Genomic DNA, 24,420 nt, shown 5'->3' on the forward strand with positions numbered 1-24,420 from the left:
TCGGGATAGTTAATTTCATAGGTGTAAAATTCGTCCGAACTGTTTAGAACAGCCTCTGCTTTATAGGCTTTAAGCTCCTTGTGGCTAAGCCTGACGAATTCTAGGGAAGGAATTATTTGAAGTGTTCCCTGGGGTAGATCTTACGGGCTAATTTTTATTTTGTTCCACAATTCGTTTTCCAATAGTGTTTTATTCAATCCAAAACTTTGATCGGCTTCAGACTCAAAATACGAGTGTGAAGTTACTTGAAATTCGTCCCTGTTATTTATTTGGGCATACACATGACCACACCATTCCTGTGCTGAAAAGGAAACTTTTAATGCATGTTGGTTATCATATACCGGATAAAAACTACTCGTCATAATAGAGTAGGGGTAGATTCCGGTGAGGTATTTCTTAGTTGCGTTCAATTTTAGCACGGGAACATTGTTAGGGGAGCTGTTATCCGCTTTAACCTGTTTTTCACTCAAAAATGGTTCGGTAACATAAATCATAACCGACTTCCCCTTTCTTATCTCGCCATAGCGAGCTTGCTCTAATTCATAAGATGTAATTTCTGCTGTTCCCGAGTACCAATAATCCTTGAATTCCTGAGAAAGATTTTTCCGTGGGACATCTGGTTCCTTCTGTGAGGATGTCATTTCTTCCTTAGAATTAGTAGATTCTTTCGTATTGCAGGATTGAAATCCTGTGAATAATAGGGCTGAAAGGAGAACCGATACTTCTAAGGCCAACCATTTTTTAAACATAGGTTACTATTTTTCTTAAAATTAAAGAAAAACTATTTGGAAACCATATTGTGAAGGGTTTCATACACCAGTTGGGTAGGTAGACCTACAACATTTGTATAGGAGCCTTGAATCTGTTCAATTCCAATAAGACCAATCCACTCTTGGATTCCATAGGCACCAGCTTTGTCGAACGGCTCATAACGTTCAATATAGAAATGTATTTCGGCATCCGTCAAGTTTTTGAACTTCACTTTAGTGACGCTGTTCTTTATCATCTGCTTTTGCGTAGTGGTAAAACAAACCGAGGTGATAACTTCATGCCAATCCCCGGAAAGAGTAGTGATCATGTGAAAAGCCTCATCTGCATTGGCCGCTTTGGCCAAGGATGTATTTTTATGCCAAACTACGGTATCAGAGGTGATTAAAATTTCATGGGGATTTAGTGTCCCTTCAAAGGCGGAAGCCTTTAATTTTGAAAGATAATCGGATATTTCGGCACCTTTAAGATGTTCGGGATAGCTTTCATCTATTGGATTCAACCTTATTTCAAAATCTAAGCCCATCTCTTGAAAAAATTGTCTTCTTCGTGGTGAACCCGATGCCAATATTAGTTTATGTTCTTTTAGTTTTTCGGAAATCATGCTTAATCGTTGGCCGCACTAAAATTTTCCATCCAGTCTCCCCGTACTTTTAATACTTGTTCTATTACATCCCTGGCACATCCCGATCCGCCATTAATGTGTGATATATAGTCGCAAATAGCCCTTACTTCCGGTACCGCATTTTGGGGACAGGAAGCAACGCCCACCTTCTTCATCGGTGGAATATCCGGTATATCATCGCCCATATAAAGTACATTTTTTGGATCAATTCCATATATATCCATATACTCTTCCAAGGCATCGATTTTATGGTGGGAGCCCATATAAAAATCGGTAATTCCTAAGCCTTGCAAACGCTTTTTCACCCCATTATTGAATCTCCCAGTAATTATACATATGTTATAGCCTTTACCAATCGCCACTTTAAGTGCGTACCCATCCTTAACGCTCATTTTGCGTAGCATTTCACCATCAGTGGTCACTAGGACAGAACCATCCGTTAATACACCGTCTACATCAAAAATAAAGGTGGTAATGTCCTTCAAATATTCCTTATAACTTTTTTTCATGATTAACCTTCTTCTTTTATGGCATTGCTCAACAATGTATATATAGCTTTATGTTTTTCATCTTTCAACAATTGAAGATGTCCATGCAAGGTCTTTAAATCCTGTCGTTTTGCCGGACCTGTTTGGGCCTTTTTTGGCGACATAATTTCGATCTTAGCTGCGGTTTCTTGTATTAACGGAAAAAGCATTGAAAAATCAATATTGTTATCCTCGCAAATTTGGTTACCCATACTATACATGTAGTTGGTAAAGTTATTTACAAAAACCGCGGCCACATGCAAAATTTTTCTCTTTTCGGAATCTACGATTTGTACGTTGTCACTTAATTTTTTTGCCAAAGAAAGTAGCAACTGGCTATCCTTTTCATTGTTAACTTCCAAACACAAAGGAATTTCCTTGAAATTCAAAATTTTCCCTGCCGTAAAAGTTTGGAGGGGATAAAAAACGCCTCTTCTCGCGTGCTTGGATAAAACATTTAGAGGAACACTACCTGAAGTATGCACCACTAAACCTTTTTCATTGATTTTTTCCGACACTTCGGTATCACATCGTCTTTTACGGCGATTATATAGATATCAGCCTTTGGTAAATTTATCCAATCAGTGGATACTGCATAAGTATCCTTAAAAAAGGATAATGAATCTTTAGACCTACCTACTACGCAAACAAGATCAATTTCAGATTTTCCTTGAAAGGATTCTGATAAATTTTGGGCTACGTTACCAGTTCCTAAAATGACAACAGATATCATTAGGCGAAAATACAAAGAATTGGTTGGAGGATAAATCCTTAAAATTAACATTTTTATCATGGTTTTAAGGAAATATATGCTTCATAAAAAGTCTAAAAGGCCGTACTTTTGCAAGCTGAAAACCATTGTCTTTCTACATGACAGATTTGTTAAAGAAATTTTTCTTTTCTACCCGTTTAATGTCCATTTTATTTATTGTATTTGCCGTAGCCATGGCATTTGGCACTTTCATCGAAAGTTGGTATAGCACAGAAACAGCTAGGATTTGGATTTACAATACAACATGGTTTGAGGTAATCATGGTATTTTTTGTCATTAATTTCATTGGAAACATTTCTAGGTATCGGTTGCTACGAAAAGAAAAATGGCCGGTCTTGGTTCTTCACCTTTCTTGGATACTAATTATAATTGGGGCCTTTGTTACTCGGTATATCAGTTATGAGGGTATGATGCCCATTAGGGAGGGCGCTACTGAAAATGTATTCTTTTCGGATAAAACATTTTTAACTGCGTACGTTGAGGGTGATATAAATGGCGAACCAAGAAGAAAAACCATGGAGGACGAGTTGATCGTTACTCCGGAGGCCTTAAAGTCCAATCTTCCTTGGACGGGTGATTTTAATGGTCAGGAATTTACCATTTCCTATGTGGACTTTATAGATGGAGCTAAGGAAGGTTTGATTCCTGGGAATTCAGGGAATACCTACCTTAAAATTGTAGAAGCTGGTGATGGACAGCGACATGAACATTTTTTGGAGAACGGAAAAGTAATGAGTATCCATGGAGTGCTATTTTCGTTAAATAACGAGACTGAAGGTGCCATTAATATATTTGCGTATGGGTGCGGATTACAAAATTTCATCTGCTTTTGAGGGAAGTTTTATGCGTATGGCCGACCAGTTTCAGGGCCAACTCGCCAAAGATAGCATTCAACAATTGCAGTTGCGCTCTCTTTATAACACGGCAAATATGCAATTTGTAATTCCTGATTCCTTGGTTCAAGGTACATATGGTATTGTCGAAATTCCCGAGGATGAAAAAATGGAATTTGATTCAGACGCCTTGGTATTGTCAGTAACCAGTAAAGGTGAAACGGAGGAAATAAAGGTATTGGGAGGAAAAGGAGAAACTCAATTCAGCGATAAAATCTCCATTGGTGGTGCTGGATTTCGCGTTGCGTTATGGTTCAAAGATTTATGAGCTTCCCTTTGCCATTCAACTAAATGATTTTATTGCGGAAAAGCATCCAGGTACGGAGAATGCCTATGCTTCTTTTATGAGTAAGGTCACCATTAAAGATGAGCGTCCTTTTGATTATGACATATATATGAATCATGTATTGGATCATCAAGGATATCGATTCTTTCAAGCAAGTTTTGACCCGGATGAGAAGGGAACACGGCTTTCCGTAAACCATGACTTTTGGGGTACTTGGATTACCTATATCGGATATTTCCTATTATACATTGGGTTAATGGGTATTATGTTTTTCGGTAAAACTCGATTTAAGGATTTGGCGGAATCTTTGGACAAGTTAAAAGAAAAGAAGAAGCTGCTAACTACCATTGTCTTGCTTATAGGGCTTACAATGTCTCTGCATGCACAGGAGCATACGGAAGATGATGGTCATGATCACTCACAGGCACCTACTAGGCATCAAATAGATTCGCTAATCAAGTCGTCCATAGTGGCAAAAGAACATGCGGATAAATTTGGAAAATTGGTGATTCAGGATGAGGGTGGTAGAATGAAGCCTATAAATACCTTTTCTTCGGAATTGCTTCGAAAATTGAGCTTGAAGGATACGTATTTGGATTTTAGCTCCGATCAGGTTTTCCTTTCCATGATTATGAACCCCGCGGTTTGGTATAATGCAGAATTTATCGCATTGGACAAAAAAGCTCAAAATGATAGTATTCGACAAATCATAGGTATACCCAAAGGTCAGAAATATGTAAAGGCCACGGACTTTTTCAATTCTGATGGCACTTATAAATTGGAACCATTTCTGAGAGAAGCGACCGCTACCAATAATCCCAATAAATTCCAGCAGGATTTTAAAGACGCCAATATTCGTTTAAGCCTTTTGAATCAGGCATTGGGTCAAGATATCGTAAAAATATTTCCATTGCTAAATGATGAAAATAACAAATGGATTTCTGCAGTAGAATATCGGGGTGGTCAAATTCAAGTTCAAGATTCCCTCTATGCCAATTTTATAAAGAATGCCATGCCCTACTATTTAATGACATTGGGCAAGGCACAGCAAACAGGCGATTATTCCGAAGCAGACCGGCTCTTAGCAGCTTTCAAGCAAAATCAAGTAAATAATGGTAGCGAAGTATTGCCATCTGACAAAAAAATCAATACCGAAATTATTTATAACAAGCTTGATATTTTTAATAGGCTATATCAATACTACGCGTTAGTAGGTGTTTTGTTCTTCTTTATATTGATATTTCAAATATTTAAGGATAGGTCTATCTCGGCGTATAGGGATTTACTTTTTCAAAGGAGTCATTTATTTGTTTTTCCTCCGGCATACAGCAGGTTTAATTTTAAGATGGTACATTTCTGGACACGCCCCGTGGAGTGATGCCTATGAAAGTATTTTGTATGTTTCTTGGGCTACCATGGGTATGGGTTTACTTTTGGGTAGGAAAAGCGATATGACCATGGCCGCTTCTGCTTTTGTGACTGCAATGTTGCTTTGGATTGCCCATCAAAGTTGGGTAGACCCTTCCATCGCGAATTTGGTACCGGTTTTGGATAGTTATTGGTTAATGATACATGTTGCAGTAATTGTAGGCAGTTATGGGCCTTTGACGGTTGGTATGATCTTAGGGGTCGTATCATTGGTTTTGATTTTATTGACGAATAAGAAGAACCAAAAACGAATGGAGTTTAATTTAAAGGAACTTACCATTATCAATGAGCTTGCATTGACCGTTGGGTTGGTCATGCTGACCATTGGAAACTTTTTAGGTGGGCAATGGGCCAATGAAAGTTGGGGTCGCTATTGGGGTTGGGATCCCAAGGAAACCTGGGCCTTGATATCCATTATGGTATATGCTTTTGTGATTCACATGCGATTGGTTCCGGGACTACGGGGAAGATGGGCGTTTAACTTTATGAGTATTGTAGCCTTTGGAAGCATTATGATGACCTATTTCGGTGTGAATTTTTATTTGGTAGGGCTTCACAGCTATGCAAGTGGTGCCCAGGTGATTACTCCAACCTTTGTTTGGTATACGGTTGCCGGGGTTTTTGCTCTAGGAGCATTAAGTTACTGGAGGTACCGAGTCAATTATGCTAAAAAGTAATTAAAAAATGAAGTTGTTAATACTCGGGGCGACAGGAAGAACAGGTCATTGGGTATTACAACTAGCCTTGGAACGGGGTTTCAAAGTTCATGCCTTAGTCAGGTTTCCGGACAAACTTCAACCGCATGAAAATTTAAAATTATTTCACGGGGATGCTTCAAACGACACCCATTTGTATGAGGCAGCAAAAGGCTGTACTGCTGCTATAAGTGTGCTGAATATTTCTAGAAAATCTGACTTTCCATGATCCAAATTACGAACACCAAAGTACTATTTGTCCAATGTCATGAAAAATCTTGTTCGAGTACTTTCCGATTTAAAAATTGCCCCATTGATTGTTTGTAGTGCTTGGGGTGTAGGGGATAGTAAAAAAGACATACCCCCTTGGTTCAGGATATTGGTGGATTACAGCAATATTGGGGTGGCCTATAGAGACCATGAGAGACAAGAAAAGATTCTTGAGGCCTCGTCTTTGGATTGGGTCATTTTGAGACCTACAGGGCTAACAAATTCGGAGAAAATCCAAGAGATTAAGATAATCCGAGAACAATATAGGAAAGCCCAACTTGACCATCAACAGAAAAGCCCTAGCGTCCTTTATGCTGGATTGCCTGTCAAATGAAAGGTATTGGTATCAAAAAATTGTGGTTTCAAAGGCTTGAATATTTCTAAGACAAACGCAGAAAATCTAACTCTTATTCCTGCTCTAACAACAAACGCATTATTTCCTCTGCGGCTACAACACCTTTTTCCTTTAAAAAACCTCTCGGAGTGTTATCTCCCAGTTCAAATACGATGGCAGGCATACCATGGTTGACGTAAAAGTAATTTCGGAAACCATGGTCGGGCTTATTTTATCGGAAGGAGCAATATTTGTGCTTTTTTGGGGAAGTCGGTTGGAAATACTCTCAATCCAGTCGTATACAATTTTTCCTTTCTCGGCCAATAACGGTACTGTCTATTGGGTAGTAAATATCGTCCCAGGTAGAGTGGAAATCCGCCCCAAAAACAAACTCGTAGCCCTCATTGCTTTTTTTATTTAAAAAATCTCGAACGCTCCGTGTCTCCGGCTGGTTGAAATTCTCCCAATCACGGTTCAAGTCAATACCCCCCATATTATGTCGCCAATGCCCATTGTCTACCCCATCCGGATTCATAAGAGGAACCGCAAAAACATCATATTCTTTCCTGAAATTTTTGGCTTGCTCCGTATCCCCGGAAATGGTTTCCATAAAGGATTTCATAACCAAGAATCCAGTGACCTCAGGTGGATGCTGCCTCGAGATGATCATCAATGCTTTCTTGGTATTTGGATATTCTTTTATTTCCATGAGTTGCATAGACCTATTTTCATGGGATTTACCTATTTCATAATTAGAAATGAACGGTTTTATGGATAATGAATCAACCCATTCTTGAACCCTTTTGCTGGTATATAGTTCTTGTGCAGAAATCCATGTGGGCTTATTTCCAATTCGCAATGTTATTTCCGCGAATTCAGGTGCGGCCTTAATACCGAATTCTCCCTCTCCAGGATTTATGACTTTGAAAGCTGTACTGTCCAATGCTTTAAAGTGAATACCATCTAGGCTAATCTTAGGATAATATCTGCTTCTTGAATCCTGATAGGAGAGTTTAATAGTGATTTCCCTTGGTTTACCTGTCCAAACCTTGAAGGAATACCAAGGGCTTACATTGATGGGTGTATTTTCAGCGGTAATCCAAATCGTGTAATGGTCATTACCGTCGTATGCAACGCCATTTAATCGTGCACCATCAAAATTGTTGGAAAAGTAAGTTTCATCTTCCATGATGCATATTCCTTTCCACTGTCTCTGAACCGGTTTGTCAATGGTGGGTACTACCGGACTGGCACCCTGTCCCTGATACCCGGATGACGCTTTTTCTCGGTATCGTAGTAGCGGTATTTTTACAGGAGATAAGTATAGCGCTTAGAAGTAGAAAACAAAGGATTTTATATTTCATTGGATTTGGTCATTAGAATCATTCTGGAAAAATAGATGATTTTATCTTTTGGAGAAAGGCAATGGCAATTATATTTTTTTGCATATTTGTATCATTATGAAGCTCTAGAAATTTATTCCTGTTCATTTAGTCCGTACGAAGTCACCTAACATTGTTGACTTTCTTCCGGTTAATCCTTCACTTTTCTTTTTTAAATTTCTTTTTGGTATGAGTTCATATATACAATCAATAAAAAAAGTGCTATCCTATTTTTGGATGGCCGTTACAGGCAAAGAATCGGAGTTTACATCCGGTAGTATAAGAAAGGCAATATTCATGCTTTCTATTCCAATGATCCTGGAGATGTTGATGGAATCCATTTTTGCCTTGGTCGATATTGCCTATGTTTCCAAAGTTAGCGTCAATGCAGTGGCCACCATTGGTCTGACGGAGTCCGTAGTTACTTTGATATATGCTTTAGCTATAGGATTAAGTATGGCCGCTACGGCCATTGTGGCCCGTAGGGTAGGGGCTAAGGATTTGATAGGAGCTAAAGAGGCTGCCGTACAGGCCATAGGCTTAGGTATTTTTATTTCTATCTTGATAGGTATTTTTGGTTTTATCTATGCCAAAGATATTTTAGCAATTATGGGTGCAGAACCCGATTTAATTGCAGAAGGTTTTGGCTATACTCAATGGTTACTTGGAGGTAATGTGGTTATTATGCTTCTATTTTTAATTAATGCCATTTTTAGGGGAGCAGGAGATGCATCCATAGCCATGTGGACGTTGGTTCTTTCCAATGGATTGAACATCATTTTAGACCCGTTTTTTATTTTTGGTTGGAGTTCAATTCCTGAATTTGGGGTGACTGGTGCCGCCATTGCAACAAATATTGGCAGGGGAACTGCAGTTCTGTTTCAATTGGGCGTCCTTTTCTTTGGTTGGGGTAAAATCAAGTTGGCCCTTAAAGACTTGGTTTTCAATTTTAAGGTAATGATCAATCTGATCAAAGTATCCTTGGGGGGTATAGCACAATTTCTTATTGGAACTTCCAGTTGGGTATTCTTGATGCGAATGATGTCTGAATTTGGAAGCGAGGTATTAGCAGGCTACACGATAGCGATACGGGTTATGCTTTTTACATTGATGCCTTCTTGGGGTATGAGCAACGCGGCGGCCACCTTGGTAGGTCAAAACTTAGGAGCCAAGCAGCCTGATAGGGCAGAGGAATCTGTTTGGAAAACAGGAAAATACAATGTTTACTTTATGGCCAGTGTTTCACTGGTCTATTTGTTGTTCTCAAATGAAATTGTAAGTTGGTTCAACAATACCCCCGCTGTTGTTGAAAACGGAGCCCTTTGTTTACGTGTAATAGCTGCCGGTTATATCTTTTATGCATATGGTATGGTAGTGACACAGGCCTTCAATGGAGCAGGGGATACGGGAACCCCTACTAAGATTAATCTCCTGGCATTTTGGGCTTTTCAGTTGCCATTTGCCTATATGGCGGCTTTTTATTTCAATATGGGGGCTATGGGCGTTTTTATGGCTATTACTTTGGCCGAAGTACTATTGGCTATCATATCTATCCTTTTATTTAAAAGGGGAAATTGGAAAAGAGTAGAGGTGTGATCATTTGTGCCCAATCATTTTTGGTTATTACATAGTTATCCTTGTAATGCTTAAGATTTGTGTCCATTTCGTACCTTTAACACTTCATATAATTCAAAATAATGGATAAGAAAGGCAAAGGATTAAATACAATTTGCACCCACGTTGGGGAATTAGAGGATACTCATTACAAAGGTGCCGTTTCACCATTGTACATGAGTACATCTTACGCGTTTGATGATGTGGACATTAAGCGTTATCCACGATACTTTAATACACCAAACCAAGAAGGTCTTTGTAAAAAAATCGCGGCTTTGGAACATGCCGAATCCGCCTTGATATTTGGTAGTGGTATGGCGGCAGTTAGTACTGCCTTGCTGGCATTTTTAAAAGCGGGTGATCACATTGTCTTACAACAAACCCTTTATGGGGGCACTTACAATTTGGTCACTGAGGAGTTCGATAAGTACGGCATATCTTATTCTTTTACCGAAGGATGGGAACCCAAGGATTTTGAGGAAAAAATTAAGGAGAATACCAAGGTTATTTACATCGAAACACCTTCTAATCCATTATTAACGATAACCGATATTGAAGGCGTAGCAGCAATTGCCAAAAAGCATAGTATCGTTACCATGATCGATAATACCTTTGCCAGCCCTGTAAACCGGAATCCTATCGACTTAGGTATAGATGTAGTTATACATAGTGCCACCAAATATATGGGAGGCCATTCAGATATTTGCGCGGGAGCTGTGGCATCCACAAAAGAGCATATGAATAGGATATTTCATTTGGCAAAGAACTTTGGTGGGAGCCTTAGTGATTATACGGTTTGGTTATTGGAGCGTAGTATTAAGACCATGGGACTTAGAGTGAAGGCGCAGAATGAAAATGCCCTTACCATGGCCCAATATTTAGAAGGGCATAAGGATATTGATGCGGTATATTATCCAGGTTTAGTAATCCATAAAGACCATGAACTCGCTAAAAGACAGATGAAAGGGTTTGGTGGGATGCTCTCCTTTGAACTGAAACCTTTTTTGGATGCTTCATTATTTCAAAAATCCTTGCGACTTATTAAGTCCTCAATGAGTCCGGCAGGTGTGGAGAGTACCGTGCTTTCTCCCTCACAAACAAGTCATTTCTTAATGAGCCCTGAAGTAAGGGCCGAACAAGGTATAAAGGACGGATTAATACGTTTTTCGGTAGGTATCGAGGAACCGGAGGATTTAATATCCGATATTGAACATGCTATTAAGGAAATTAAAAAGGGAACAAAGGCTACGTTTTAGCCTTAAAGGGAACCATAAAAAGTAATACATGAAATTAGACATTTTGGTATTTGGGGCACATCCAGATGATGCGGAGTTAGGTGCTGCCGGTACCATCGCTAAAGAAGTTTCTTTAGGGAAAAAAGTAGGTATCATTGATTTAACTCGAGGAGAATTAGGCACAAGAGGTTCTGCCGAAATAAGGGATAAGGAAGCAGAGGATTCCAAAACCATATTGGGAGTATCAGTTCGAGAAAACCTAGGATTTAGAGATGGTTTTTTTGTGAATGATGAAAAACATCAACTGGAGATTATAAAGATGATACGTAAATATCGGCCGAGATATAGTTTTGTGCAATGCTGTTGAAGACCGTCATATTGATCATGCCAAAGGAAGTGAATTGGTAAGTAATTCATGTTTCTTGAGCGGACTTCTTAAAATTGAGACTTCACTTAATGGAATCCTACAGGAAAAATGGCGACCAAAATTGGTATATCATTATATTCAATGGAAGAACCTAACTCCTGATTTTGCCGTGGATATTAGCGGTTTTATGGAAAAGAAAACAGAAGCAATATTGGCCTATTCTTCACAATTCCACGACCCCAAAAGCAAGGAGCCGTAAACACCTATAAGTAGTAAGACTTTTATAGAAAGCGTGCGTTATAGAGCTCAGGATCTTGGTAGATTGATAGGTGTAGATTATGCCGAAGGGTTTACGGTAGAAAGGATGCTTGCGGTGGATTCTTTGAATTCCTTGATTTAAGCGGTTTTTTTATATTCCTTTTGTGCTTTTGGAATCGTAAAGTAGAAACTTGATCCCTTATTGATCGCACTGTCTACCCATATGATACCCTGGTTTTTTTCAACCATTTCCTTGCAAAGGGAAAGCCCCGGACCAGTGCCTTTTTCATCATTGGTACCATAAGTGGAATGGGTACCGGACTGATTAAATATTTTACCTAGGGTCTCTTCGGTCATACCCACGCCATTATCTCGGACGTAAATTTCCCATTGTTTCGTTTTTTCAATCGCTCCAATAGTAACCATACCATTTTCAGGTGTGAATTTGAGCGCGTTGCTCATCAAATTTCTTATGACAATATCTATTTGGTCACTATCGCACCATGTAATGGTTTGGGCTTCGATTCTGTTAATGAGCTTAATGGATTTATTATTCGCAACTTCTGAAAGTAGCGCTATGTTTTCGTTTACGATACTATCAATGGAAGTTATACTAGGTTTGGTAATGGCACCATTCATCTGCGTTTGGCCCCAAGAAAGTAAGTTATTGAGAGTGAAGGCAATATGATCAATGTCCGATTTCAATTTTGGAACAAAACCTATAAATTCATCTTTGGTCATTTCACCTTCCTTGAAAAGTTTGATTAATCCTTGGAAAGCACCAATAGGTCCTCTTAGGTCATGACCGATAATAGAAAAGAGTTTGTTCTTGGTCCGGTTGACTTCATGCAGGAATTTTTCTTTCCTCTTCAAATCCTCTTGTTTTGAAATAAGCTCTTTATTTAATTTCTTTTGAATTTTGGCATTTCGTTTAATTAACAGGGTGAGAACCAAAAATATGAGTAGGATAATCAAAGTTGCGTAGACATAATTCTTTTGTTGGGCCGGAGCTTTTTCATTCTCTTCCATTAATTGTTCTTTTTGCCTTTCGTACGCTATTTTTGTTTTAAGCATAGTAAGTCCTTTTTGACTTTCCTTTCTAGATATTTTACTAGAAACTTCTTTAAAAATTTCATGATATTCCAAGGCGTTTTTAAAGTCCCCATTATTCTTATGGATTTGATATAGCAATTTGGCACCTTCCTCAATACCGGAAACAACATCAATCTTTTTTGAGAGGTCGAATGCCTGTTGGGCATAATTTATGGATATACTGTCCCTGCCCATATTAAGATGTGCTGTAGCAATCCCAGTTAAAAGGGTTATTTCCTCCCTTAAATCATCCGAGACCCTCGTGTAAAAGTTCACTTTGGCCGTACCAATAAAGTGCCCATTTGTTCTTTTGTTGTTTTAGATACACTTTTCCTTTTACTTGATAACAATAGGCTAACCAATCTATAATTTTGTTTTCCTCAAAAGTTTTTATGGCACTATTTATATTGAACATGGCCAGTTCCAATTTACCCATATCGGCATAGGCTGAGGCCATATTGCTCATAGTTTCGGCCATAATAATTGGGTCTCCTATTTTTTCATTGATTTTCTTGACTTTTTCATAATAGAACATTCCTTCTTCAAAGTCCTTTTGTGAAATATAAAGATTGGCAATATTCTCATTCACTATGGAAAGCATATTTTGATTATCTAAATAATCGGCTATCTCAATACACTTTAGATATTCCCTAAGTGCAAGATCAAAATCACCCTTGTAGTCATATTGACCTCCTATGGTATTAAGGATTGTTAGTCTTAATGAATCATCTTGTACCTCAACACTAATTTGTAAGGCTTTTTTTAGACTATTTAGCGCTTCATCATATTTGCCTTTGTCAGAATAGTAAGTACCTAGGCCAAGATGGGCTTTTGCCATTCCTTTGGAGTAACTTATTGTCTTACTTAGGTGTAACCCCTCATTGGATAAAATTCTAAGGCTGTCCAAATAATAATAACGTTGCTCAATTCCCAATTCCAGTAAAACATCTATGTATTCGGAATTTTTCTTTGATAAATTTTTATACTTGGACAACTCTTGTTGCAAGGAATCCCTAACGGATAATTGTGCAAATAGACCATTTATAGTAAAAAGGAAGACCAATACCCAATGAAGGTACAATCCGTAGGGTGAAGGGGTTTGATTATTTAAGTTATTTTTGGTCACTGTTTATAGCTCATACAAAACGTGAATTTAATGCGTATCCAAAACTTTACTCAATTATTGTTGTGAACTTGCATTTTTTGTGTGTTTTGTCTAGCAATAAATGCATTTGGTCGATAATTTATGCTTTGTCTATTTAAAATATTAACAAATTGACTTATTATTTATCAAGGATAAAATACATGAAATTTAGCATTTAGGTAAGTACACGCTAAAAGTAGTTCCCGTATTAGGTTCACTTTTTAAGAAGATAAATCCTTTATTTTTTTCCACCATTTCTTTGCATAGCATTAGGCCCAAACCGGTGCCTTTTTCTGAGTGTGTACCATAAGTGGATAAATGTTCATTTTGAGACCAAATTTTGGCGATATTTTCCTTGGTCATTCCAATACCATCATCCAATACAGAAATTTTTACCTTGTCAGATTTTATTTCACCAAGCACCTTAATAGTGCCTAATTTCTCTGTAAATTTAACTGCATTGCTAATCAAATTTCTAAAAATAATTCTGAAATGATTGATATCTGATAAGACACAAAGGTCATCTTCCAGGGTGTTGATAAAACTAATTTCTTTATTTGCCGGATTTTCCTGGAATAGTTTTTGGATTTCGTCAATTTCTGACTTAATAGTAATTTTTACTGGGGTAATACTGGCACCCTTCATTTGGGTTTGCCCCCAATTCAAAAGGTTGTCCAGCGTAAATTGAATATGATCTAGAGTCCTGCTGTAATTTAGAGTTCAAATCTCCTGAATTGAGTTTCCCCTTTATCATCATCCAAAGAGAGCTTTAATAATCCTTTCAATGAGACGATAGGTCCTCTTAAATCATGGCCCACAATTGAAAAAAGCTTGTCTTTGGTTTTATTCGTTTCGTTTAGAACCTTCTCATTTTCTGAAAGCACTCTGGTTTTTTCTGCCAAAACTTGGTTCAGGTGCTTTCTTTTTTTATTGGAAATATATATCATTACAATACCTACTATAGAAAGAAGCAGAAAGGCAGATGACCATGTGATGTAACTTTTCTGTTTTGAAATCGTATTAGTGCTGATTTCCTCCAATTTTCGTTTTTCTTCCTCATGCGCTAGTTTACTTTTGAGCATTAAAATATCTGTCTTGTTCTTCTCCTTTGAAATAGTGTCAGAGTATGCTTCTGCCTTTTCCAAATAGGACAAAGAAGATGTAAGGTCACTTTCATGTTTGCTAAGTTCATATAGCAATCTATAGCATTTTTCCATTCCAGATTTTAGATTAAAGGAAGTATATAGATCCAAACTTTCCACTACATTTTTTTTCGAGGTCTTAAATTCCTCTAAACCGATATAAGCCTTAGCTTTACCGTAAAGGAGATCTGCTGTACCCTTTTTATCACCATTTCTTTGGTATTCCCTATTGGATTTTTCGTAGAATTCTAAGGCCGTGGGATAATCCCTTTTTAGATTGTAGGCATCGCCCAATGTCAAGTAAATGAATGCTATAATTGTTGAAAAATCCGTTTTAAGGGCATATTCGATGCCTTCATTTAAATAATCCAATGCCTCATCAACCTTATTCTGTCTTATTTTTAGGTAACCAAGATTTCCTAAAATTAATCCACGTATATGCGGGGGCGAGTTTTCATCGATAAACTGGAATGCTTCATGGTAATAACCTAAAGCCTCTTCATAGTCCTCTAGAAGTAGAAAAAGAGTTCCCAAGTTGGAATTCATTCTAATTATTTCATTAATATTTTCAGTATCGTCCGCAATGTTTTTTGCCTTTAAAAATAATTCGAAGGCTTTTGGGTGTTCAGCCCTTATAAAATAGGCTTGGGCCATATCATTGTAGAGTTTGATGGCCAGGCCAGGGTACTTCTTTAAGTTTGGATTTTTCGTTATCCCGTCATAATATTCGATGGATTTTGAAGTATTTCCCTGATAGAGTTCATGCAGGGCTAAGTTATATAGGGAATAAATAATGCCTTTTTCATAATTGATTTCCCTGCTTAAATCCAAGGCTTCCTGCGCCAACATTTTTATGGAGTCCGATTTTTTATATCTTAATTCCTCTGCTTTTTCATTGAGTTTTAAAACAAGAATGGTATCCCTTAAAATGGAGTTTTTTTGATATGTATTGGCCTTCAATGGTGATAAGGAAGAAATTATTATAAGAAAAAGTAGATGCAAAAAATTGAATGGAAGCGTGTTAATTTTCATGAATAATGGATAATGAGGTAGTTAATGGTTTAAGGTTGGAAATTAATCATTTTAATATTTCCAAAAACGGAATCACATTTTGTTTAACAAACAAGCTTTTATTCGTTTTTGTTTGGAAGATTTTTTCTAGGATTTATAACTCATTCTTTTTGTTGGGGAATAATTTCAATCGATTTGATCGACCAAAGAAAAACAATGTATTCTGATTTATTTATGGATGTTTTCCTTTGATTAGTAGAAGAAAAAAAATTACCTTTGCTGCCGCTTACAAATGGTGGTTGTAGCTCAGCTGGTTAGAGCGCTGGATTGTGGTTCCGAGAGGTCGCCGGTTCGAACCCGGTCTTCCACCCTGGGAAAGCCCTAAAATCCCGAACAGATTGTTCGGGATTTTTATTTTTAAAAAAAAGGCCGGTAACTACCGACCTTAATTAAAGTTGTAGCATAATTAATCTGCTGCTTTATCAACAATTACAGGATTCGCCCTGTTCGCTAATTCCCAAGCAGTATAAAAAATCAACCTTGTTCTATTCTCTAAGAGATCATAGTTTATTTTATCCGGCGTGTCACTAGGACGATGATAGTCATCGTGTGTGCCATTAAAATAAAAGATGATTGGAATGTTGTTTTTGGCAAAGTTGTAATGATCGCTTCGGTAGTAAAAACGATTGGGATCGTTTTCATCATTATACGTATAGTCCAATTCTAGTTGGGTATATTTTGAATTGATTTCCTCTGAAAGCTCATGTAATTCAGAACTTAATTTATCAGAACCAATTAAGTAAATGTAATTTCTGTCACCATCCCGTTTGGGATCAATTCTCCCTACCATATCAATATTTAAATTCGCCACCGTTTGATCCAATGGAAATATGGGTTCCACATCTGTATAATATTGTGACCCTAACAATCCTTTTTCCTCTCCTGTAACGTGTAAAAACACTACCGATCTTCGAGGGCCGTTACCATCTTCTTTAGCTTTTTCAAATGCCTCCGCTATTTCCAACAATGCAACGGTTCCCGAGCCATCATCGTCAGCACCATTATTAATTTCTCCTTCCGAAGAGATTCCAATATGATCCAAGTGGGACGAAATAATTATATATTCGTTGGGTTTGTCCGTTCCTTGAATGAATGCCACCACGTTTTCCGAGTCAACCTCCTCATTCGAACTTTCGAACGCGAGAGTGACTTTGGTGTCAATTTCTCCAGGTGAATTGTTCGTTTCTATATTGGGCATAATGGCTTTAGCCAATGTTTGATCAATGAAAATGCTCGAAAAACTTTCATCTTCCAAATCTTTAAGATTCATCCTGCCACTACTATTATTTTTCATGTAATCGAAGCGACTCTTAAATCTAGGAAAGTTTTCTGAGTCAAAATATATAATGCCCTTTGCACCTTTATCTTGGGCCAATTGAATGCGCTTACCCGGAGATTCCGACATATTGCTCCATATGGATTCTTCAGATGAGCCGAGAGATAATATAAGTGCCATCATTGTTTACCGGTTCACCAGTTTTTACTAAAACCAATTTTCCAGCTACATCAATACCTTGGTAATCAGAATAGTTTTCATCTTCTATACCATATCCTAAATATACAACATCAATATTTTCTGATTTAGCCTTTGAAAAAGTTAGTACGTGTTCCCCCAATAGATAATCAGAGTTATTTATGCTCAATTTACCAATAGGAATATTGCTGATTTCAATAGGTACTTTTTGAAAATAATCCCCGTTGGACTGGGCGGCTGGAATCTGAAGACTCTCATATTCGGATTTTAGGTAATCAATGGCCTTTTTTTGTCCAGGCTGTCCGGTTTCCCGTCCTTCAAATTCGTCCGAAGCATAGGTGAACAAATGTTCTTTTAATTCTAATTCCGTAATAGTCTCTGCATATACTTTCGGGTCTACTGGTTCTAAAGAAACGGTTTCATTGGTTACCGTTTTTTGTGAGGAATTGCATGCGACGATAAGGCCAGCAACTAACCATACTATTTTTTTCATCGATTCTGTTTTTTATAAAAGTAATGTGTTGTCCAAAAAGGGTCTATAATCCAACAATCAATTAATGTTCCAAATACAATTGATGGTTAAATCAAATTTTCAAAAATAAAGAAAAGTAAGGTATTCATATTCATCAACAAGAGGAATCGGCCACAATTTTCCACTCCCCGTCGATTCTTTTAAAAATAATCAAAAAGGTACCAGTGGCATCGCCAACCTCCCTCTTTAAATAGTACTCTCCCATGACCCAGTAAGCATCATCATTAATTTTTGAAATATCGGCTATTTTAAAATTTAAAGTTCCGGTATGCGATTTGGTAGGATAGCGGATCTGGTAATTATCCAATGTATTTTGCCAACCTTTGGAAAGTTTGGCTCCACTATAAAATTTAAGTGAGTCGCTTTTCAAGTAACCGGACATGAACCCTTCAATACCTCCTTTTGTCCAACTTTGCTGTTGGTCGCTAAGAATCTTTTTGATTTGATTTATATCTTCTAAGTCGTTCCGGTGGTTCGTGCAGGATAAGCCAAGTAACATTATCAAAGCAAGAAATAAGTACCTCATTTTTATTTAGTTTATCGGTTCAATATAGAAAATAGAATTCAGTATCTTTAATTGCAAACCTCGTTATTGGTTACTTAACGAATGGTTTATCTTAAAGAGTAATTATTTACCAATATTTGACACATGGGCTTACCCTGTGCAATTTTATAATTTACAATGCAAATTAGAGATTTAGCGGAACAGCATTCAATTATTTCAAATCTTTTTGATTTTCCAAATACACCTGAAGAGTGGGAGCCTTATAAACTAAGTGAAGATCAGATAAATCATTTCAAGGAATATGGTTATGTTTACGGGATTAAGCTATTAGATGAAAATCAAATCAAACAATTACAACGGGAATTGGAGGAACTCATGAATCCTAAACATCCCGCGCATTCCCTTTTCTATGAGTTTCACAGTAACGAGTCCGAGAGACCAAGGTTCAGTTTTGTTTCATTCCTTGGGGCATTGGAGAATCACAGAGGGATTTCATGATGTACTTTGGAATCCAGCTTTTGTGATGGCTGCATTTCAACTGTTGGGTGAAAGGGCTGTTCGTTTTTGGCACGACCAACTTTTTTATAAACCAGCAAAACATGGTGGGGTAGTGGCATGGCATCAGGATTATTCCTACTGGATCCGTACCGTTGCTATGCAACATCTTACATGTTGGACAGGTTTGGACGATGCTACCATTGAAAATGGATGTTTATATTATGTTCCTAAAAGTCATACATGGGGATTGCTGGATGCCCCGTAACTTGCAGGTGATATGGAAGGACTGTTGAGGTATCTTACTGGAGAACAACGTGCGGAGTTTAATCCGGTTCCCATTCCATTAAAAAAGGGATATGCCACCTTTCACCATCCCTTAATGGTTCATGGATCCTATGAGAATAAATCGGATCGACCACGCAGGGCTTTTGTGCTCAATGTTTTTGCCGATGGTACTGTAAGCAATACGGATGACGAGCTTTTAAAAGGTGTCCCTCCAATTTCCAAAGGTCAAAAGATGGAAGGTAAATTTTTCCCGCTACTTTTTGGTTAGACCACGGTTTTCATTTGCCCATTGGCCCTTTTTTGACGCAATTTCATTTTGTTCAGAATAGCTTCCGGATAGTTATTGGGATCCTCTTCGGCTTCTAAAATTAATAGATCCTGTCCTTCACGGGGTTCCTTGAGGTCATCAGGATGGCATCCCAAGATTACCGCAGCCGTGTTGACGCCGAATGACTTGCCCCGGCCACACCATGGGATAGTATACTTGCCCCGCATAAGTAAAGATTTTCTATTTCGCTTTTAGCTTTATAGGCAAAAGGGCCAATATGTTTTAAGCTTTTCTCCGTTCCGTATACATTTCCCCTCGTCGTGTTAATATAATATTCATTCGTAATTGGAGTGCCCAGTTCTTTTAGAACAATATGATTTTTTATAGTAGGAATAACTTTTTCCGGACCCAAGATCATTTTTTGAATGAGCTCATCCTTAAATTGCAAATATTCTTTGGAACGCTTTTGGGCCTCGTCTTTATAAGGTTCAAAAGATTTGTAATCAATAAAGGTAATTACTTCGAGGCTATGATGTTTTCCATCAAAACTTGTGGGGTCTTTTAAAGTGGTACAACTAATGAATAGGGCCTTAAAGTAGTCTACCTTTTTTAGGTCGGTATTCATAATTCTATCAAAATACTCGTCCATATCCATATCGGGCATTACCCGGATATTTCCGAATCCAAACCGGCTTCCCTTACATCCATATCCACGGTTAAGAACAACATTAAGGAGGTGCAAGAATAAACGGTTTTATCCAATTTCTTTCTCAATTTGGAACTCAAGTACTGCTGACCGATAAGTTTGTTATATGTAATACCTATATCGGCATTTGAAACGATGTTTTTTGCAAAAATTTGTTCACCACTTTGCAATTCAACCCCAATGGCTTTTTTGGATTTACCTTCTTCTATCAGAATTCTTTTTACACCAGTAGAGGTTTTCAGATGTCCGCCATGTTCCTTAAACTTGTTGGTCATGGCTTTTACCATGGCGCCACCCCCGCCCATGGGATAATAACCACCTTTGAAATAGTGGTACATTAAGGCGGCGTGGAGAATAAAGGCGGCCTTTCTAGGTTGCAGCCCATGATCTCCACATTGTATATTAAGAATGTTTTTTAATAAAGGGTCTTTGATATGCCAATCAATGACGCGCCTTAAGCTAAATAGGGCGTATCTACCAAAATGCCTTGTTCTATAGGGGATGGTGAATTTTTTCCAAATACTTTTAATATAGGGCAAGGAATAGAGTTCTTCACTTGCCAGCCGAATGTACTTCAGGTATTTTTTAATACCCTTTTTTTCCTTCGGAAATCTTTCAATAAGGCGTTTTTCCAGTTCTTCCGGATTATCTCGGATAATCAAATCGATGCTTTCCTATTCTAACATGTTCATATGCGGATGGGTTCATCCTAAAAAACACCAAATCGTTGGCAATACCCAATCCTTTGTAAAGATTGTTGGTAGACTCCCCTTCTCCTAGGAGTCCTATATAATGCACACCTGGGGTAAATCGATGGCCGTCTAAATAAAAGCTATGGCACCACCCACCAGGAACATCATGCTGTTCCAGTAAAAGGACCGTTTGTCCAGCTCTTGCAAGACAAAGGGCTGCCGTAAGACCACCCGCACCTGATCCAATGATGATGTTGTCCCATTCTTGGAGGGTAATGTCCTTCGTTATTCCTGCTTTAGTCAAAGTTTAATTTTTCAGGGCCTTTTTTATAGCATCTTCTACCAATGGTTCCATAACCTTATATCCTTCAACAGTTGGATGTACTTCGTCCTCGGCATATTTTTTTGGTAGCCCGTTTCGTTCATCAGCCATTTCTGAAAAATAATCAAGATAGACATGGCCTTTATTTTCGGCGTACTTCTTAATCATTTTGTTCAGTTTCACTATTTTTCCAGCTGGTTCCATTCCCGGTTTCCAAGGATAATCATACGCTGGCAGTGTGGATGATAAAATTACCTTTATATCATTGGCATGGGCTATTTCTGCCATCCCCTTTATGTTGTCCATGATCATTTCAAGGGTTGAGGACCCGTATTTCCGGCAATATCATTGGTGCCGGCTAGGATAACCACTACCTCCTGGTTGTAGGTCTACAACATCCTGCCGAAAGCGAAGCAACATTTGAGGGGTGGTTTGGCCACTGATTCCCCTATTTACATATGGTTTTCCTTCAAAGAATTCGGGTCTTGAATTCAACCAGCCTATGGTTATTGAGTTTCCCATAAAAACTACCCTATCTTCCCCATTTTTAGGAACTCCAACTTCCTTATTAGCTTCCTGGAACATTTTTAAGTTGGCCCAGTCCTGTGCATTCGAAACGGTAAGGGTGAAGAAAGCAAATATGTATACGTATTTCATTGTTGTTCGTTTTGGTTAAAATGACTTGACATTAAATTAGTTATAGCTGTCCTATTTCTTTTTCTGATAAAGGAACATTTTGAATGATATGCTGTTTTGTTGGCCGTTGTGATATCAAGTATGCAAATAAACAAATGGAAATTACAAAGGGTAGTGCATTACCTGAATTCATATAAATAAAGATACCGATAAAGGCTGGAGCTTCAATCAGAATGTATTTAATATTGGAAGCCGACTTAAATTTTTGCAATTTTAATTCAATAGAGTCTTGAACGGATAGTTTGGCCATTTGCTTTTTAAAAAATAATTGACTCCCAAAATAACCCAGTAATGCCAAAACAGGGACAATAAATAAAAATAATCCGAGACCTTCGGTATTGGTATTAAAGCCGCTCACTTGCATATATGCAAATACACAAAACAAGAATAGGCCCATGATCAAGAAAGTATGCATTATCGATAGGGTTCTTATAAAATTTTTAATATCCATAAACGAAGATTAGAGTATTTTATACAAGGATAGTATATTTTAATGGTATAAAGTAATCCGAGTTTGAAGGTATTGCAACTTTTGATATCTTTAGCTGCTTATGGTCAGAATCATACTAACAAGTTTTTGTTCACTCTATTTTCTTAGTGTGAATGCCCGGATAGGGGAAGACAAGGTCTTACATTTTGTGGGTGGCAACCTATTTGGTATGGTAGGGGCAGGTGTGGCCAATCAGATTTCAGATGGGAACAGGGCCTGGACTTTCGCTGGTTCTGTTGGAGGAAGTTTGCTTATTGGATTGGCCAAGGAAAGTATTGATCAAAACCAATATGGGGGTTGGGACAATTCCGATTTACTAGCCACTGTGCTTGGAGGGGTTAGTGTAGGTGTTACTATCGATGTTTTCAAACAAAAGAAAAAAAGAAAGCGAGAGCAACTTTATAGAGATGCAATCGGATTGAAAATCGAATACGATAAACAACCCATAGAAACTATCTCTCCGGAAACCTCGCTTTCCATTTTGGCCATTTCGCCTCGTGTACTTAGCGAAACTTATTAATATTTGGCACTTTTACCGTTTGTCAAAGTCTTATTGATAAAATCACGTATATCATTATTGGCTTTCTCAAGGTCCTCTTTTCTTAAGTACATCATATGACCGGAACGGTACCCTTTAAAGCTGAAACGGTCTTTCATTCTACCACTTGGATCAACTTGCCACATAAGGTATTTTGCATTGAAATAGGTAGTGGCACCATCATAGTAACCGGATTGTACCATAACATTAAAATAAGGATTTTGAGCCATGGCCTGTCTTAGGTTTTCCCTGGTATTCTCATCTGAGTTATCCCATGGATGCACCGGCCCGAACATATTGTATTTTACATCGGTCTTGAATTTAAGTTCTTCCTGCAAATAATAATTAATGGCTGGTGTAAAGCTATGTAACCAAGAGGTTAGCTCAGAATTATAATCCGGTCGCATGCCCATCAATTGTTTGTCCATACCTAAGTATCTCGGAATCCAAACGACCAACAGTATAACCTCCCTTTTCCTTCAAGAGATTTTTCCGAGAAAAATCCTGTTGGTACTGATAAGTTTTGGTCTATTATATCTTTTGCTTCAAGCCCGTAATAATAAGCCATTTTTTCAGCTATTTCCGATTTCTCTTGGGAGGAGATAAAACCACCTTTGGCCAATGCGGGAATCAAGGTATTGATAGTATACTCCTCGGATTCAGGTAATATTTCCAATAAATCCTTGCTCTGTAGTTGCGAAGGTAAAGCCTTATGATGCCAAGCAGCCGCCGTATAGTACGGCAAGTTGATAGCCTCGGCAACAGGCCCGGAATTTCTGATTATCTTATAATCTGCTGGGGATACCAGAATAACTCCGTTCAAGTACATCCACTGTTGATTCTGTAGTTCCAACGAAAGCCCCATGACACGTGCACCGCCATAACTTTCGCCGATAAGGTATTTTGGCGAACGCCATCTATTGTTTCCGGTAACAAAAGTATTCAACCATTCTGCTAGATATTTGATATCCGCATTGATCCCGAAAAACTTTTTACTAGTCCACTTTCTCACCAGATTCGGGTATTGTTCTTGAATAACCCGTATTGGCCGGGTTTACATAAACTACATCTGTTACATCCAAAACAGAATAGGGGTTTTCACTTACACCATAAGGTTGTACAGGAAATCCTTCATCATCAATCTTTAATATTCTAGAATCGGTATATGCCAAATGCATCCATACGGAACCGGAACCGGACTACCATTAAAAGAAATTAGCAAGGGCCTGGAAGCTCGATCCCTTACATTATTCCGAGTATAGTACGTATAGTGCAAAGGATGCTATGGCTTCCCCATTTTCGTCCCAAACGGGTTGTGTACCTGTTTTGGCGGTATAATCGATAGAAGTACCGTTGATAACTACATTGTGCTGGGTAGTCACCGTTGTATCTACAGGGAGGGTTCTACCCTGGGCATTGGCTTGAAAATTAAATACTAAAAAAAGAGTGGAAAAAAATAAAAGTTGTTTCATGTTTATTTTGAATTAGTCACCTAAAAATAACCAATAATT

The 24,420-nt window shown here is 38.0% G+C and carries 22 protein-coding genes, 1 tRNA gene and 6 pseudogenes; 9 read left to right on the forward strand and 20 right to left on the reverse strand.

The features are described 5' to 3' along the window. Positions 1 to 140: 140 nt before the first annotated feature. Genes NYZ99_RS21680 through NYZ99_RS08625 form a run of 5 tightly spaced genes read right to left on the reverse strand, consistent with a single transcriptional unit; the run spans position 141 to position 2,713 of the window. Complete coding sequence (locus NYZ99_RS21680) at positions 141 to 749, reverse strand: hypothetical protein (protein ID WP_338039404.1); 609 nt, start codon at positions 747 to 749, stop codon at positions 141 to 143. 32 nt (positions 750 to 781) lie between these two features. Continuing rightward, on the reverse strand, positions 782 to 1,372 hold the full coding sequence (locus NYZ99_RS08610; RefSeq protein WP_260574877.1) for a Maf-like protein: 591 nt from the start codon (positions 1,370 to 1,372) through the stop codon (positions 782 to 784). A 2-nt stretch (positions 1,373 to 1,374) separates the two neighbouring features. Continuing rightward, positions 1,375 to 1,902, reverse strand: a complete 528-nt coding sequence (locus NYZ99_RS08615) for a KdsC family phosphatase (RefSeq protein ID WP_260574878.1) — start codon at positions 1,900 to 1,902, stop codon at positions 1,375 to 1,377. Positions 1,903 to 1,904: 2 nt separating this feature from the next. After that, a complete protein-coding gene (locus NYZ99_RS08620; RefSeq protein WP_260574879.1) occupies positions 1,905 to 2,438 on the reverse strand; it encodes a Rossmann-like and DUF2520 domain-containing protein in 534 nt (177 codons plus the stop codon). Then, a complete protein-coding gene (locus NYZ99_RS08625) occupies positions 2,408 to 2,713 on the reverse strand; it encodes an NAD(P)-binding domain-containing protein (RefSeq protein ID WP_338039405.1) in 306 nt (101 codons plus the stop codon). The genes NYZ99_RS08620 and NYZ99_RS08625 overlap by 31 nt, the downstream gene beginning before the upstream one ends. Before the next feature lie 77 nt (positions 2,714 to 2,790). On the opposite strand from NYZ99_RS08625, the pseudogene NYZ99_RS08630 reads away from it, so the two are divergent. Both NYZ99_RS08630 and NYZ99_RS08635 read left to right on the forward strand, forming a co-directional pair. Continuing rightward, positions 2,791 to 5,976: pseudogene (locus NYZ99_RS08630) on the forward strand (cytochrome c biogenesis protein). 7 nt (positions 5,977 to 5,983) lie between these two features. Beyond that, positions 5,984 to 6,598 (forward strand): annotated as a pseudogene (locus tag NYZ99_RS08635) (NAD(P)H-binding protein). Between the two features lie 286 nt (positions 6,599 to 6,884). Here the strand turns inward: NYZ99_RS08635 and NYZ99_RS08640 are convergent. Continuing rightward, positions 6,885 to 7,787 carry a M14 family metallopeptidase gene (locus NYZ99_RS08640; protein ID WP_260574880.1) on the reverse strand — a complete coding sequence of 301 codons (903 nt, stop codon included), beginning with the start codon at positions 7,785 to 7,787 and terminating at the stop codon, positions 6,885 to 6,887. 382 nt (positions 7,788 to 8,169) lie between these two features. Here NYZ99_RS08640 and NYZ99_RS08645 point away from each other — a divergent pair, with 382 nt between their 5' ends. The 3 genes and pseudogenes from NYZ99_RS08645 to bshB1 all read left to right on the forward strand — a co-directional run bounded on the left by NYZ99_RS08645 (position 8,170) and on the right by bshB1 (position 11,596). Next, a complete protein-coding gene (locus NYZ99_RS08645) occupies positions 8,170 to 9,576 on the forward strand; it encodes an MATE family efflux transporter (protein WP_260574881.1) in 1,407 nt (468 codons plus the stop codon). Positions 9,577 to 9,677: 101 nt separating this feature from the next. After that, on the forward strand, positions 9,678 to 10,850 hold the full coding sequence (locus tag NYZ99_RS08650) for a trans-sulfuration enzyme family protein (RefSeq protein WP_260574882.1): 1,173 nt from the start codon (positions 9,678 to 9,680) through the stop codon (positions 10,848 to 10,850). 28 nt (positions 10,851 to 10,878) lie between these two features. Beyond that, positions 10,879 to 11,596, forward strand: a pseudogene (gene bshB1, locus NYZ99_RS08655) (bacillithiol biosynthesis deacetylase BshB1). Here bshB1 and NYZ99_RS08660 read toward each other — a convergent pair. From NYZ99_RS08660 to NYZ99_RS08675, 4 genes are all read right to left on the reverse strand, one after another. Then, the gene (locus tag NYZ99_RS08660; protein ID WP_260574883.1) at positions 11,593 to 12,822 is read right to left on the reverse strand and encodes a sensor histidine kinase; all 1,230 of its coding nucleotides are present in this window, start codon (positions 12,820 to 12,822) and stop codon (positions 11,593 to 11,595) included. The pseudogene bshB1 and the gene NYZ99_RS08660 overlap by 4 nt on opposite strands. Beyond that, positions 12,794 to 13,672, reverse strand: coding sequence for a tetratricopeptide repeat protein (locus NYZ99_RS08665; RefSeq protein ID WP_260574885.1), 879 nt, complete (start codon positions 13,670 to 13,672; stop codon positions 12,794 to 12,796). The genes NYZ99_RS08660 and NYZ99_RS08665 overlap by 29 nt, the downstream gene beginning before the upstream one ends. A gap of 186 nt (positions 13,673 to 13,858) precedes the next feature. Further along, a complete protein-coding gene (locus tag NYZ99_RS08670) occupies positions 13,859 to 14,335 on the reverse strand; it encodes a sensor histidine kinase (RefSeq protein WP_260574886.1) in 477 nt (158 codons plus the stop codon). Positions 14,336 to 14,403: 68 nt separating this feature from the next. After that, entirely contained in the window at positions 14,404 to 15,792 is a 1,389-nt protein-coding gene (locus NYZ99_RS08675; RefSeq protein WP_260574887.1) for a tetratricopeptide repeat protein, read from the reverse strand. Between the two features lie 345 nt (positions 15,793 to 16,137). Between NYZ99_RS08675 and NYZ99_RS08680 the strand changes: the two genes are divergently transcribed. Beyond that, positions 16,138 to 16,214: transfer RNA gene (locus NYZ99_RS08680), tRNA-His, on the forward strand. Between the two features lie 95 nt (positions 16,215 to 16,309). On the opposite strand, the gene NYZ99_RS08685 is transcribed toward NYZ99_RS08680, so the two are convergent. The 3 genes from NYZ99_RS08685 to NYZ99_RS08690 form a co-directional block, all read right to left on the reverse strand. Then, complete coding sequence (locus NYZ99_RS08685; protein ID WP_338039406.1) at positions 16,310 to 17,362, reverse strand: M28 family peptidase; 1,053 nt, start codon at positions 17,360 to 17,362, stop codon at positions 16,310 to 16,312. Next, positions 17,328 to 17,870, reverse strand: coding sequence for a protease-associated domain-containing protein (locus NYZ99_RS21685; protein ID WP_338039407.1), 543 nt, complete (start codon positions 17,868 to 17,870; stop codon positions 17,328 to 17,330). Before NYZ99_RS21685 ends, NYZ99_RS08685 begins: the two co-directional genes overlap by 35 nt. Positions 17,871 to 18,003: 133 nt before the next feature. Further along, the gene (locus NYZ99_RS08690) at positions 18,004 to 18,435 is read right to left on the reverse strand and encodes a YybH family protein (RefSeq protein WP_260574889.1); all 432 of its coding nucleotides are present in this window, start codon (positions 18,433 to 18,435) and stop codon (positions 18,004 to 18,006) included. A 156-nt stretch (positions 18,436 to 18,591) separates the two neighbouring features. Between NYZ99_RS08690 and NYZ99_RS08695 the strand changes: the two genes are divergently transcribed. Both NYZ99_RS08695 and NYZ99_RS08700 read left to right on the forward strand, forming a co-directional pair. Further along, positions 18,592 to 18,912 (forward strand): hypothetical protein, encoded by a 321-nt coding sequence (locus tag NYZ99_RS08695; protein ID WP_260574890.1) that lies wholly within the window; start codon positions 18,592 to 18,594, stop codon positions 18,910 to 18,912. Positions 18,913 to 18,937: 25 nt separating this feature from the next. Beyond that, positions 18,938 to 19,465 (forward strand): annotated as a pseudogene (locus NYZ99_RS08700) (phytanoyl-CoA dioxygenase family protein). On the opposite strand, the gene NYZ99_RS08705 reads toward NYZ99_RS08700, so the two are convergent. The 6 genes and pseudogenes from NYZ99_RS08705 to NYZ99_RS08730 all read right to left on the reverse strand — a co-directional run bounded on the left by NYZ99_RS08705 (position 19,462) and on the right by NYZ99_RS08730 (position 22,332). Next, positions 19,462 to 19,620, reverse strand: a complete 159-nt coding sequence (locus tag NYZ99_RS08705; RefSeq protein WP_260574891.1) for a hypothetical protein — start codon at positions 19,618 to 19,620, stop codon at positions 19,462 to 19,464. The pseudogene NYZ99_RS08700 and the gene NYZ99_RS08705 overlap by 4 nt on opposite strands. A gap of 2 nt (positions 19,621 to 19,622) precedes the next feature. After that, the gene (locus NYZ99_RS08710; RefSeq protein WP_260574892.1) at positions 19,623 to 20,129 is read right to left on the reverse strand and encodes a phytoene desaturase family protein; all 507 of its coding nucleotides are present in this window, start codon (positions 20,127 to 20,129) and stop codon (positions 19,623 to 19,625) included. Further along, complete coding sequence (locus NYZ99_RS08715) at positions 20,129 to 20,833, reverse strand: phytoene desaturase family protein (protein ID WP_260574894.1); 705 nt, start codon at positions 20,831 to 20,833, stop codon at positions 20,129 to 20,131. Before NYZ99_RS08715 ends, NYZ99_RS08710 begins: the two co-directional genes overlap by 1 nt. Beyond that, entirely contained in the window at positions 20,817 to 21,167 is a 351-nt protein-coding gene (locus NYZ99_RS08720) for a phytoene desaturase family protein (protein WP_260574895.1), read from the reverse strand. The genes NYZ99_RS08715 and NYZ99_RS08720 overlap by 17 nt, the downstream gene beginning before the upstream one ends. A 3-nt stretch (positions 21,168 to 21,170) precedes the next feature. Continuing rightward, positions 21,171 to 21,842, reverse strand: a pseudogene (locus NYZ99_RS08725) (SGNH/GDSL hydrolase family protein). A 40-nt stretch (positions 21,843 to 21,882) separates the two neighbouring features. After that, complete coding sequence (locus NYZ99_RS08730; protein ID WP_260574896.1) at positions 21,883 to 22,332, reverse strand: hypothetical protein; 450 nt, start codon at positions 22,330 to 22,332, stop codon at positions 21,883 to 21,885. 148 nt (positions 22,333 to 22,480) lie between these two features. Here NYZ99_RS08730 and NYZ99_RS08735 point away from each other — a divergent pair, with 148 nt between their 5' ends. Beyond that, the gene (locus NYZ99_RS08735) at positions 22,481 to 22,891 is read left to right on the forward strand and encodes a hypothetical protein (RefSeq protein ID WP_260574897.1); all 411 of its coding nucleotides are present in this window, start codon (positions 22,481 to 22,483) and stop codon (positions 22,889 to 22,891) included. Here the strand turns inward: NYZ99_RS08735 and NYZ99_RS08740 are convergent. Continuing rightward, a pseudogene (locus NYZ99_RS08740) lies at positions 22,888 to 24,381 on the reverse strand (S10 family peptidase). The gene NYZ99_RS08735 and the pseudogene NYZ99_RS08740 sit on opposite strands and share 4 nt — an antisense overlap. Positions 24,382 to 24,420: the final 39 nt, after the last annotated feature.

It is taken from the genome of Maribacter litopenaei, assembly GCF_025244665.1.
GTDB classification, from domain to species: domain Bacteria; phylum Bacteroidota; class Bacteroidia; order Flavobacteriales; family Flavobacteriaceae; genus Maribacter; species Maribacter litopenaei.